The organism is Flavobacterium sp. 1 (genome assembly GCF_002797935.1).
Lineage (GTDB): Bacteria > Bacteroidota > Bacteroidia > Flavobacteriales > Flavobacteriaceae > Flavobacterium.
This window is the reverse complement of sequence record NZ_PGER01000001.1, coordinates 4026134-4038637: the sequence shown is the minus strand read 5'-3', so window position 1 is coordinate 4038637 and position 12504 is coordinate 4026134. Positions and strand designations below refer to the sequence as shown.

Here is a 12504-nt window from a genome sequence, read left to right as displayed (position 1 = left end):
AAAATCTTGATTTTAAAAAAATAAAATGGCAGAAAAAACAATACGTATTGGAACCCGTGACAGCGAACTCGCGTTATGGCAAGCCCACACGGTAGAAAAAAAGCTAAACGATTTAGGTTATAAAACGGAAATTATTGCCGTAAAATCGGAAGGTGATATCATACTTGACAAGCCGCTGTATGAACTCGGAATCACTGGGATTTTTACCAAAACATTGGATATTGCGATGATTAACGGCCAAGTTGATATTGCAGTGCATTCAATGAAAGATGTGCCAACAGCTTTGCCAATTGGAATTGTTCAAGCGGCAGTTCTAGAAAGAGCCAATACTTTGGACATTTTGGTTCACAAAGGAAATCTTGATTTTCTTGATGGAAATGGAACCATTGCTACTGGAAGTTTGCGTCGTCAGGCAATGTGGCTCAACAAATATCCCAATCATAATGTAGTCGATCTGCGTGGAAACGTAAATACCCGAATGCAAAAATTAAATGATAATGACTGGAACGGAGCTGTTTTTGCCGCTGCCGGTCTAGAGCGCATCAACCTGAAACCCGAAAATTACATTAATCTCGATTGGATGATTTCAGCGCCTGCACAAGGAGCGATGCTTGTTGTGGCTATGGCCAATGATGATTTTTCTCGTGATGCCGTTGCTCAGCTTAATGATATCGAAACCGAAGTCTGCACCCATATCGAAAGACAATTCCTGAAAACCCTCGAAGGCGGTTGCACGGCACCCATCGGTGCTTTGGCAAAATATAACGAAATCGAAGATACCATCCATTTCAACGGAGTACTATTTTCGATTGACGGAAAGCAAAAAATCGAAGTCAACAAAATAGTTCCTATCGAAGAGTGGAAAAAACTGGGGTATAACTCGGCTCAAGAAATTTTTGCAAACGGCGGAACTGAATTGATGGCAACGATAAAAGCAACTTTGAAAAAATAAGGAGCGAAAGATTTGGCTTTTTCAGAATGATTCAAAAACAAAAAATGAGTAAAACAGTTATATTATCTACCAAAACGCTGTCGGATATTCAGCGACGAGAACTTCTAAGTGCTGGTTTTGAAGTGTTCGAAGAGGATTTCATTTCGACTAAAAAGCAAGAATTCGAACTTAGTGCCATCAACGACAATTTGATTTTTACCAGTCAAAATGCGGTACAAAGTGTTTTAGAAAATTCAGATATTGATAATTTGAAAACCAAAAATGTTTTTTGCGTTGGACTAAAAACGAAAATTCTATTATCTGAAGCTGGGTTCAATGTAGTTGCCTACACTGGTTATGCTGCCGACTTAGCCGAAATTATTGCTTTGATTTATAGCCAAGAAAGCTATACTTTCTTTAGTGGAAATCTTCGTAAAGAAACACTGCCAAAAGCTTTGAAAGACGCTGGGATAAAATTCAATGAGATTCAGGTTTATGAAACGTTATTGACTCCGATAAAGATTAAGGAAAAAATTGATGCAATTCTGTTTTTCAGCCCGTCAGGAGTAGAAAGTTATCTAAAAGAGAATACAATTAAAAACGAAAACTGTTTCTGCATTGGCGAAACTACCGCAAGCGCATTAGACAAAATAACAAAAAATATCATCGTTGCAGATCAGCCTTCAGTTGAAAATGTGATTGAAGATGTTATCGAAGAATATAAATAATTTAGACCTAACAGGTTTTTAAAACCTGTTAGGTCTTCGAATGATAAAAAATTAAAAATGATAAAGAACGACCTATTTTTAAAAGCTTTAAAAGGAGAAACTGTACAACGTCCGCCAGTTTGGATGATGCGTCAAGCCGGAAGATATTTACCGGAATTTAGAGCTTTGCGTGACAAATATGATTTTTTCACCCGTTGCGAAACTCCGGAATTGGCGGCAGAAATCACCGTTCAGCCTATTCGCAGAATTGCTCCAGATGCAGCGATTTTGTTCTCGGATATTTTGGTAGTGCCAAGAGCAATGGGAATTCACGTAGAATTGAAGGACAATTTGGGTCCGATTATCCCAAATCCAATTCGTACAATGGAACAGGTAAACCAAGTTTATGTTCCGGATGTAAATGAAACTTTAGGTTATGTTTTTGATGCTATCAAATTAACCAAAGAAATGCTGAACGATGAGGTGCCGTTGATTGGTTTCGCAGGTTCACCTTGGACAATTTTTTGTTATGCAGTTGAAGGTAAAGGTTCTAAAAGTTTTGATACTGCCAAAGGATTTTGTTTTTCAAACCCAGTAGCAGCTCATACTTTGCTTCAAAAAATCACCGACACCACTATTTTATATTTGAAAGAGAAGGTTAAATCGGGTGTAAATGCCGTTCAGATTTTCGATTCTTGGGGCGGAATGCTTTCACCTGTGGATTACCAAGAATTCTCATGGAAATACATTAACCAAATCATAGAAGCATTGGCTGCCGTTACTCCGGTTATTGTTTTCGGAAAAGGATGTTGGTTTGCTTTGAACGAAATGGGGAAAAGTAAGGCATCGGCACTTGGTGTAGATTGGACGTGTTCGGCTAGAAATGCCCGTTATTTGTCAGGTGGAAACGTGACTTTACAAGGAAATTTTGACCCGTCAAGATTGCTTTCGCCAATTCCAACCATTAAGAAAATGGTTCACGAAATGATCGACGAATTCGGTAAAGATAAATATATCGTGAATTTAGGTCACGGAATTTTACCAAATATCCCTGTAGATCACGCGAAGGCGTTTATTGATGCGGTGAAGGAATACGGGAATTAGAATTCGGTTTACAGTGATCTCCTGCAAGGTTTTTTTCAAACCTTGTAGGTATGTTAGAAAATGTTGGCCTAAAAGAAAGACACAGAAGGCTTTTCTCTTGCAAGGTTTTTTTCGAACCTTGTAGGTGTTTTTGAAAACGACCGTTTAAAAGTAATACCTACAAGGTTCGAAAAAAACCTTGCAGGATAACAAAATACAGACAAGAAATGCTAAACAAAGGCTTAAGAGACCAAGAAAGTATTCGAATTGACAACGTGCTCAAAAAGCTGATGTCATTGGTTCATGTGCCTAAGTTTTGGAATTTAGAAGACCTTCTTTTCCTAGAAAATGAATTAAAAGACTTGGTGATGAATGTCGAAAGTCTTAATGAATTTAGTGAAGAGGAATTGATTATTCACTTGCAAAGACTTCATTTGGATTGGAATCAGTTGGAGTTATTTGCTGATTTCTTGGTTGCTTTTTCTAAAGAAAGTCAGTTTGATTTTTTACAAAAAGCCATTGCCGTTTACAATTATATCCAAGAGGAAAGCAAGACTTTTTCATTTGGAATTATTAGTAAAATAGCTTCTGCTAAAAATAAATAGAAATGAGTTTTACAGATTGGAAAATAGACCGAATTGAAAACATTCATCCTGAAGAGTTCTACGAACTAATAGATAAGAACAGAAATCACATTGGGAAAACTTTTCCAGTAACGCTTGCCTATTCGGATTCTCCAAAGAAAGCGCAAGATTTTCTGGCTGTTAGTATTGACAAAGAAAAGAATAAGGAAGGTTTTTATTTTTATGCAAGAAATGTAAGAACCAACGATTTAATTGGTTATTTATGCGTAAAAACTATAGATTATCGCATTTCAAAATGTGAATTAGGATATTTTGCTGACGAAGATTATCAGGGAAAAGGAATCACCTCAAAAATGGTTTCTGATGCACTTGAATTTTGTTTTAATGAATTAATGCTGAACAAAGTTTTTATTTGCACTTCAGAAATTAATTTGGCAAGTCAGCGAATTGCATTAAAACACAATTTCAAACAAGAAGGAATTTTACGGGACGAATTTAGAAATGGTGATGGCGATTTGCAAAACACTGTTTATTTCGGACTGCTTAAATCAGAATATAATAACGATGAAAGATAAATTTTACGCATACATACAAAATCTTCAGGACCAAATCGTAGCAGGATTAGAAGCTGTTGACGGTCAGGCTAAATTTAAAGAAGATCTTTGGGAACGCTCGGAAGGTGGAGGTGGAAGAACCCGCGTAATCGAAAACGGAGCCGTTTTCGAAAAAGGCGGTGTGAACATTTCGGCAGTGTACGGAAAATTACCGGACAGTATGCAAAAATTGTTCAACGTAGGTAAAGCCGATTTTTTTGCTTGTGGTTTGAGTTTGGTTTTGCATCCGAAAAATCCAATGGTACCGACAGTTCACGCCAATTGGCGCTATTTCGAAATGTATGATGACAACGGAAATGTGATTCAGCAATGGTTTGGCGGAGGACAAGATTTAACGCCTTATTATTTGTTTGAAGAAGATGCGATTCATTTTCATCAAACCTGTAAAACGGCTTGCGACAAACACAATTCGGAATTTTACCCCAAATACAAAAAGCAATGCGACGCCTATTTTTGGAATGCACATCGCAACGAAGCCCGAGGAATTGGAGGATTGTTTTTTGATTATTGCAAAGCAACAGAGCAAATGTCAATGGAAAATTGGTTTAACTTTGTTACCGAAGTTGGGAATAGTTTCCTAGAAGCCTATGTTCCAATAGTTGAAAGAAGAAAAAATTTAGAATATACCCAAGAGCAAAAGACTTGGCAGGAAATAAGAAGAGGGCGTTATGTCGAGTTCAATTTGGTACACGACAAAGGCACGCTTTTTGGATTAAAAACTAATGGCAGAATCGAAAGCATCCTAATGAGTTTACCACCTTACGTACAATGGGTGTACGATCACCATCCAGAAACAGGAAGTGAAGAAGAAAAGTTATTAAAAGTATTAGAAAATCCAAGTGATTGGGTTTAAATGTATTATATTTACGATAAAATTTATTTATTATGGATTCAAAAATAGAAATATTCGAAACAATTGTTCATAAACTAAAAGATTGGTTTATGGAAGAGAACAATATGGTTTCTATTGCTGATTTTAATGATAACAATGATTTCAGTATTTTAAAGTTAATTAAGTTGCACTTTTTTGTTACTGCAATTAATAGTAATGAAGACAATACATTAATTGAAGAGTTTGATTTTTTCGCTATGCCTTATGGGCCAGTAGAAACGGATATTTATAGTAAAATCAAAGAAAGTTGTGTCTTCTCTAATTTTTCAATTGATAATTTTAAAGCTAATTTCCAAGAAGAATTTCCAAGAGTTGAAATTACTCAGGATAAAATAGATTCTATTAATAATGCTATTTTGAGTATTAAAAAAATTGATTGCTCGTTTATAAATGCTGATGCAGGAACATTAGTTGAATTAACACATAAATGGAATTCTTGGAAAGTTATATTCAATGAAGCAAGAAATAGCGGTGTGTATTCTAAACCAATTCCTAAAGAATTAATAAAAAAGGATAATAAAATTTTCAACTTAGAATTGGCCTATTAAATGAAGTGGTTAGATAAATTAGATTCTTTTTTAGAAACCGAATTTAAAAACCCAGATTGGGCCGATAGACTAAATACTGATGCATCTATTGAAAAATTTATATTAAATCTAGTAGAAAAAGAAAAGACAATATTGATTCGAGCTTTTGAAATTTTAAATTTCTCAGTTTTGGAGGGGGAATATGTTTTCGATCAATTATCTTTTTATCAAAAGCTAAAAGAAATTCATAACAAAGTTGGCAGTTATCAAAATAGTTTAATGACTACGGATAATGATGAGTTCTTATTTTCAAAAGCATTAAATGATCAACAGTTTTTATTCTCTCTAAAAAAGGCATTAGATATATATAGGAGAATTTCCGACAACATTAATAAGCAAATTGAAAATCTACATAAAACAATCGTGCTCGATGTGTCTGATACTTACGACGGTACGAGAAAATATTTTTCATCCAAAGATGACATTTTAGAAGAAAGTTTGTTCGATTTATTTCATCAAAATTTAGTGATTTCAAGAACAGGTTTTTTTTTAGAAAAAGACAATGGTGAATTTAGGGATATACTTGTTATAAAAGATGAATTAAATAAACTTAAAAGTATTATTAATTTACCTGATACTCATTACGATAAAATTGTAGATATTCTCGTTGAAACTTGTACTTTTTATCAGAGGAAAATAATTATAAGAATAGACCAAGATGAAAGCAGGAATAACGATGGGTATATTCAAAACTTTCAAGAATATGATTTTTTATTAACTCAACATTGTCTTAAAAGACCATATTTTGAAAAATGGGATAGTTATTCACAAAATCATTTTTATAGTGAGTCAAGTCAGGAAAGAGTGAATTGCTTAAAGAAAGATGTTAAAAGACTCTTAAAAACAGGCAATGGCGAGATTAAATCTTTTTACGAAGCTCATTCTTTAATAAAATATTACAAAGATATAAATCCAGATCTCAATAGTTTAGAGAAAATTAGTAATTTTTTTACATTTTTTAAACCTAAATCAGATTTCGATAAATTTGCGTTAAATGTTTCTACGAACTATTTAATGAATAATATTTTGTCTTTGAAAATTACAACTGTAAAATTGCAAGAAATTGACAGCTTGATTTCTGAGTATAAAAAATTACAAGAAAGCTCATCAATAAATAACTTTTTTCCTTATTTTAAAATTTGCGGGTTTTTAAAGAAGTATATTGAGGATAATATATCATTAGAAGATTTAAATATAAGTAATCTTGCTAATATTGAAATCGCATTAGAAAAATTAAAATTATGCTTTAAACTTTATAAGAATAATTTTCAATGGTCTGAAAATCATCTGTATTATGCTTATCAAATGCCATTTGAAGAGTCTAATGTAAATATTGTAATAGATGATGAACTATCAATTAATGTATTTAGCCCTTCATCTTTTTCATTAAGTATAAACTATTCAGATTATAGTGAGTTTTTAAAGGAAATTGAATCTTTTATCTTGAATTTTAATAATCAGATTAAGAGTCTTAAAAATATTTATTATTCTACTAACAAATTAATTGAAAAGCAAACAGAAATACAAGCCCAGTTAAAAGATCAGGAAAAGAAAAATCTTGAGTTATTGGGTATCTTTTCTGCAATAATAGCATTGCTTTTTCAAGGTGTTAATACTGCTCAGAGTTCTGAGCATTTTGGATATAAAATATTAACTTTTATATTAATGTTTATAGTACTCTTTTCATTTTTATTTATGATAAGAATCTTTTTTAATAAAGATGAAAAAATCGAAAAGATGAGTAATTGGTTTCAAATGTCAATATTTATTTTAATGTTTATTGTCTTTTTGCTTGTCTATATTATCAAATAGAATTAATTATTACCAATATTATTTAGTTATGTTCCCACTACACAGAGGCCGAAGATTACGCGTAAACGAATCCATTCGCTCATTAGTTCGCGAAACCACATTAAGTCCGTCCGATTTTATGTTTCCGATGTTCATTGCCGAAGGCGAAAACATAAAAGTAGCCATTCCGTCAATGCCGGGGATTTACCGCCGTTCGATTGATTTGACTGTTGAAGAAGTCAGAGAATTATTTGCTTTGGGTATTCATGCAGTGAATATTTATGTAAAAGTGAGCGAAAACTTGAAAGACAATACAGGAAAAGAAGCTTGGAATAAAGACGGATTGATGCAGCAAGCCATTCGTGCCATCAAAACCGCTTGTCCAGAAATGATTGTAATGCCTGATGTGGCTTTGGATCCGTATTCCATTTATGGCCATGACGGAATTATTAGCAATGGCGATGTCGAAAACGATGCTACCAACGCTGCTTTGGTAAAAATGGCAGTTTCTCATGCCCAGGCTGGAGCCGATTTTGTCGCTCCTTCCGATATGATGGACGGCCGCGTGCTGCGTCTGCGTGAAGGATTGGACGCTGCAGGTTTCCACAACGTGGGAATTATGAGCTATTCGGCCAAGTACGCATCGGCGTTTTACGGGCCTTTTCGCGATGCATTGGACAGTGCGCCCAGAGAAGCTGATATTGCCGTTCCAAAGGACAAAAAAACGTACCAAATGGACTATGCCAACCGGATCGAAGCTATTAAAGAAGCTGTTTGGGATGTCGAAGAAGGAGCTGATATGGTAATGGTAAAACCAGGAATTGCTTATTTGGACATCGTTCGCGAAGTCAAAAATGCAGTGAATGTTCCCGTAACCGTTTTTCATGTTTCGGGTGAATATGCGATGATCAAAGCTGCTGCCGAAAGAGGCTGGCTGGACAACGACAAAATTATGATGGAACAGCTGATGTGTATTAAACGTGCAGGAGCCAGTTTGATTTCGACTTATTTTGCCAAAGAAGCCGCTATAATCCTGAACCAAAAATAAACTTTTATGAAACAACTAGCATTAATAGCCATAGCTATTCTTGCGTTTTCCTGTAAGAAAGAAAGCGAAGAACCTTTTGGAAAACCTGCAGAAACTGCTGCAGAAGTTCAAACTCCAGAAGCTTTAGGAAAAGAAATTTTCGAAGGAAAAGGAAATTGCGTTGCCTGTCATCAAGTAGATCAAAAAGTGATTGGGTCAAGCATTCAGGGAATTGCCAAAATCTATAAAGACAAAAACGGAAATATAGTTACTTTCCTTAAAGGCGATAGTGAAGCCATAGTTGACCCAGCACAATTTCCAGTGATGCAGGCCAATTTAGAAATCACCAAAACCTTTACAGACGAAGAATTAAAAGCGGTAGAAGCTTATATTAATTCTAATATCAAATAATAATTTTCAGGAGCTATTTCCCGCTATCCGTTGCAATCTTATGTGCCGAACCCTAGCACATAAGGATTTTCACTGCTATCGGGGCTAAAAAATTCAGGATACAAAAAACCATCTCGATTAAGAGATGGTTTTTATTTTTTGCAAGTTATTTAATTCCTCCAAAAGCCCCAAAACAAGCATTTTTATGTAAAATCTCGGTACTCAAAAAACCGACTTTCTTCATTAAATCCAATTGATACGTCATCGATCTCGGCGTGTCTTCTTTTTCGATATAATCAAATACTTTTTGCTGGTATTCTTCGCCACCGTGCTGCTTCAAATAATCGCCATATTTTCCCCAAATCAATTTATTCACCTCTTCGTGATCCTGAATCAATAAATCTGAAATCATCAAACATCCACCAGATGTTAAACTGTCATATAATTTTTGGAAAACAAATTCCCAGTCAGAATCTTCTCTTAAATGATGTAAAACGGCACCAGCCAAGATGATGTCAAAATGATTTTGCGGTAATGCTATATCCCGAATATCGCCTTGAATCGTTTCGACTTTTCCAGTTGTAGCCTCCGATACACGCTCCAAAGCTTTGTCCAGCATATTCTGGCTCAAATCAATCAAGGTCGCATTCAAATTAGGTACTTTGGACAGCATTTTCAAAGTATAATTACCAGCTCCACAGCCAATGTCCAAAACATTTACAGCTTTTGGTTTTATGGTTTTTGCAGTCGATGTTAAAAGTTCTAATGAAATTTGCGCATCCATCGTAGCGACCTGACCTGTTTCTAAATTTGCAAAACGTTCGACATCATTATCAAAACGTTCCTTGATTTCGTTCACTGTTGATTTTTTCATAACATTTATTTTATTTTTTTCTTCCCACAAATCGTATTACTGAACCTTTTCCGTTGTGGAATAGTCCTTCATTAAGCTCAATTTCCATTTCTGCCAATTCTTCAAAATCATAATCTGGAAAATCTGATTTTATTTCTTCAATGGAGAATAAAGATTCTATATCTTTTGGACCTCCAACTTTCTCCTCCTTTTGGACATAATCAAGATGTTTTTTGCTGAAAGCTTCAAAAATTACAACTCCTCCTTTTCGTAGATATTTATCCAAAATGGTGTGATAATGAGATTTAATGGCAGCAGGGAAATGAGCATAAACAAGTCCAATTGCATCAAATTGATCTGTCCCGTACTGTAAATTCTCTAATTCCCCAACTTGATAATCAATCTTTACATTATTGGATTCAGCGAGTTGCAGGGCTTTCTTTTTTCCTTCCATGCTTATATCAAATGCAAAAACGTTCCAGCCAGTTTTGGCAGCATAAACAGCATTCCGTCCTTCGCCTTCTGCGGGAAAAAGAATGGTTCCTGCTTTCAGTTTATCTAATTCTTTTTTGAGGTATTTGTTAGGTTCTTCGCCATAAGCAAACTGTTTGCTGCTGTATCTTTCGTCCCATCTGTCTCTCCAAATTTGTTTCATGTAGTTTTTTTGTTTAACAAACCTATAATTTTTATATATAACTTAAAAATACTTATTTTGTCATCAATTAATACTTAAAAGGTATACATGGAATTACGTCATATAAAATACTTCCTAAAATTAGCCGAAGAGCTGAGTTTTGTTCGCGCTGCGGAAAAACTGTTCATATCACAACCTCCATTAAGCCGCCAGATAAAAGAATTGGAAACCGAAATTGGTGCTCAGCTTTTTGAGCGTAACAACAAACGCGTAATACTTACCGAAGCTGGAAAATTTTATGAAAAAGAAATGCTTGAAGTATTGAAAAACATCGAGCGTATCAATATCAAAACCAGAAAAATAAGCGAAAATCAAAGCGGGGAGTTTCGAATTGCTTATGTGAGTTCTACTTTTTCGGGAGATATTTCTGCTTTGATTCAGTATCTATCACAACAATTTCCGTATGTAAATTTTAGATTGTACGAAGTGCCGACAGTTAAACAAATTAAAGCATTAGAAGAATTCAAAATCGATTTAGGGATCGTTCGCGCTCCTTTGTATTCGCCAAAAATAGAAACACAGCTTTGGTTCAAAGACAATTTTTCCTTGGTATTCAATAAAAATTTGTATCCCATTCAATTCGAACAGGAAATAGAAACGCTGAGCGAAACTACTTTTGTGTTTTTCAATAAAGAATATTCACCGCAGTATTATGATAATTTACTAGAAATCTGTGCTCATTTTGGCTTTGCGCCAAAAGTAGTTCACGAGTCCAACAATATTTCTTCGATTATTCAATTAGTCAAAAATGGATTGGGAGTTTCTATCGTTCCAACTACCATTTTAAAAAGCCATAACTACCCTGAAATAGGGTATATCGAAATACAATCGGTTAAGCTTTTTACGGATATTTTATTGGCTACGCCAAAAGGACATCAATCTGAAATAGCAAAAACTGCCATAGAATTTTTGAAAAAGAAATGACCGTTTTGTAAAGTATAATTTCAGGAATTAATTTTTAAATTAACTTTACAGTTCAAATTAGCAAGTATGGAAACAGCCTACATCAAAACACCTTTAGGAATCGCCAAAATTATAGGAGATGAAAATGGCGTATCGGAAATCTCAGTATACAATGAAGGTACTGTTTCGGCAGAAATTCCAACCGTTTTGCAGGATGCCGTTTTGCAGCTCAATGATTATTTCGAACGAAAACGAACCGATTTTGATTTCAAACTCAATCCGAAAGGAACCGAATTCCAGCAAAAAGTATGGAAAGCTTTATTAGAAGTTCCGTACGGAAAAACTAGAACGTATTTGGAACAATCTAAACTTTTAGGAGATGTTAAAGCTATTCGTGCTGTGGCCTCTGCCAACGGAAAAAACCCGCTTTGGATTGTGGTTCCTTGCCACAGAGTTATTGGTACTGATGGCTCGCTTACAGGTTATGCAGGCGGATTATGGCGAAAAAAATGGCTGTTGGAACACGAAAACCCAACAGCGCAACAAAGTTTGTTCTAAAAACTAACACAGATTGCACAAATTATCACAAATTGTTTTTTGTAATAAATTTTAATTACTTTTAAATTCCCAATTGCATTTTTGTATATTTAAAATCTGTGCAAATCTGTGTAATCTGTGTTTAAAAATGATTGAAAAAATAAACCTCAACAATATCCTTTTCCTTGACATTGAAACAGTCCCGGAAACAGAAGATTTCAACACTTTGGATTCTGAAATGCAAGTTTTGTACGAGCAAAAAACCCAATACCAGCGCAAAGACGATTTTAGTGCCGAAGAGTTTTACGACCGCGCCGGAATTTGGGCTGAATTTGGAAAAATCATCTGTATTTCGGTGGGTTATTTTGTCGTTAAAGGAGATATTCGGAATTTTAGAGTGACTTCTTTTTTTGGAGAAGAAGCAAAACTTCTGAAAGATTTCAATAATCTGCTGAACAATCATTTCAATGGGCCGCAGCATGTTTTATGCGGGCATAATGCCAAAGAATTTGACATTCCGTTCCTGGCACGCCGAATGATTATCAATCAGATTCCGATTCCCGACAAGCTGAATTTATTTGGAAAAAAACCTTGGGAAATTCCGCATTTGGATACTTTAGAGTTATGGAAATTTGGCGATTACAAGCATTTTACTTCGTTGAAATTAATGTGTAAAGTACTCGGAATCCCTTCTCCCAAAGGTGATATTGACGGCAGTCAGGTTGGTCATGTTTTTTATGTAGAAAAAGACATTGACCGAATAGTCACTTACTGCGAAAAGGATACGATTGCAGTGGCACAGATATTTCTTCGTTTAAGACGAGAGGATTTATTGATTGAAGAGGAGATTATTCACGTTTAGTTTTAGACCTAACAGGTTTTCAAAACCTGTTAGGTCTTTTTTGTAATAA

Annotated in this window: 15 protein-coding genes; 13 read left to right on the top strand and 2 right to left on the bottom strand. The window is 34.8% G+C overall.

Annotated features, from left to right (window positions below; genetic code table 11):
- The first annotated feature begins 25 nt into the window (after window positions 1-25).
- From hemC to CLU83_RS16265, 10 genes are all read left to right on the top strand, one after another.
- On the top strand, window positions 26-952 hold the full coding sequence (hemC, locus tag CLU83_RS16310; protein WP_100432583.1) for a hydroxymethylbilane synthase: 927 nt from the start codon (window positions 26-28) through the stop codon (window positions 950-952).
- Between the two features lie 44 nt (window positions 953-996).
- A complete protein-coding gene (locus CLU83_RS16305; RefSeq protein WP_100433779.1) occupies window positions 997-1659 on the top strand; it encodes a uroporphyrinogen-III synthase in 663 nt (220 codons plus the stop codon).
- 57 nt (window positions 1660-1716) lie between these two features.
- Window positions 1717-2742, top strand: coding sequence for a uroporphyrinogen decarboxylase (gene hemE / locus CLU83_RS16300; RefSeq protein WP_100432582.1), 1026 nt, complete (start codon window positions 1717-1719; stop codon window positions 2740-2742).
- A gap of 206 nt (window positions 2743-2948) precedes the next feature.
- A complete protein-coding gene (locus CLU83_RS16295; protein WP_100432581.1) occupies window positions 2949-3326 on the top strand; it encodes a hypothetical protein in 378 nt (125 codons plus the stop codon).
- Window positions 3327-3328: 2 nt separating this feature from the next.
- Window positions 3329-3880, top strand: a complete 552-nt coding sequence (locus CLU83_RS16290; protein ID WP_100432580.1) for a GNAT family N-acetyltransferase — start codon at window positions 3329-3331, stop codon at window positions 3878-3880.
- On the top strand, window positions 3870-4772 hold the full coding sequence (hemF, locus tag CLU83_RS16285; RefSeq protein ID WP_100432579.1) for an oxygen-dependent coproporphyrinogen oxidase: 903 nt from the start codon (window positions 3870-3872) through the stop codon (window positions 4770-4772). Before CLU83_RS16290 ends, hemF begins: the two co-directional genes overlap by 11 nt.
- Window positions 4773-4804: 32 nt before the next feature.
- Entirely contained in the window at window positions 4805-5359 is a 555-nt protein-coding gene (locus CLU83_RS16280; protein ID WP_100432578.1) for a type II toxin-antitoxin system antitoxin SocA domain-containing protein, read from the top strand.
- Window positions 5360-7210: a hypothetical protein gene (locus tag CLU83_RS16275; RefSeq protein WP_100432577.1), complete on the top strand. Its 1851-nt coding sequence runs from the start codon at window positions 5360-5362 to the stop codon at window positions 7208-7210.
- Window positions 7211-7238: 28 nt separating this feature from the next.
- A complete protein-coding gene (gene hemB, locus CLU83_RS16270) occupies window positions 7239-8237 on the top strand; it encodes a porphobilinogen synthase (protein ID WP_100432576.1) in 999 nt (332 codons plus the stop codon).
- Between the two features lie 6 nt (window positions 8238-8243).
- Window positions 8244-8627 (top strand): c-type cytochrome, encoded by a 384-nt coding sequence (locus CLU83_RS16265; protein WP_100432575.1) that lies wholly within the window; start codon window positions 8244-8246, stop codon window positions 8625-8627.
- A gap of 145 nt (window positions 8628-8772) precedes the next feature.
- Here CLU83_RS16265 and CLU83_RS16260 read toward each other — a convergent pair whose 3' ends face one another.
- Both CLU83_RS16260 and CLU83_RS16255 read right to left on the bottom strand, forming a co-directional pair.
- A complete protein-coding gene (locus tag CLU83_RS16260; protein ID WP_100432574.1) occupies window positions 8773-9480 on the bottom strand; it encodes a trans-aconitate 2-methyltransferase in 708 nt (235 codons plus the stop codon).
- Window positions 9481-9490: 10 nt separating this feature from the next.
- Entirely contained in the window at window positions 9491-10114 is a 624-nt protein-coding gene (locus tag CLU83_RS16255; protein WP_100432573.1) for a bifunctional 2-polyprenyl-6-hydroxyphenol methylase/3-demethylubiquinol 3-O-methyltransferase UbiG, read from the bottom strand.
- Between the two features lie 87 nt (window positions 10115-10201).
- Between CLU83_RS16255 and CLU83_RS16250 the strand changes: the two genes are divergently transcribed.
- From CLU83_RS16250 to CLU83_RS16240, 3 genes are all read left to right on the top strand, one after another.
- Window positions 10202-11077, top strand: coding sequence for a LysR family transcriptional regulator (locus CLU83_RS16250; protein ID WP_100432572.1), 876 nt, complete (start codon window positions 10202-10204; stop codon window positions 11075-11077).
- Window positions 11078-11143: 66 nt separating this feature from the next.
- Entirely contained in the window at window positions 11144-11614 is a 471-nt protein-coding gene (locus CLU83_RS16245) for a methylated-DNA--[protein]-cysteine S-methyltransferase (RefSeq protein WP_100432571.1), read from the top strand.
- A gap of 127 nt (window positions 11615-11741) precedes the next feature.
- Window positions 11742-12455: a 3'-5' exonuclease gene (locus CLU83_RS16240; protein ID WP_100432570.1), complete on the top strand. Its 714-nt coding sequence runs from the start codon at window positions 11742-11744 to the stop codon at window positions 12453-12455.
- Window positions 12456-12504 lie beyond the last annotated feature (49 nt).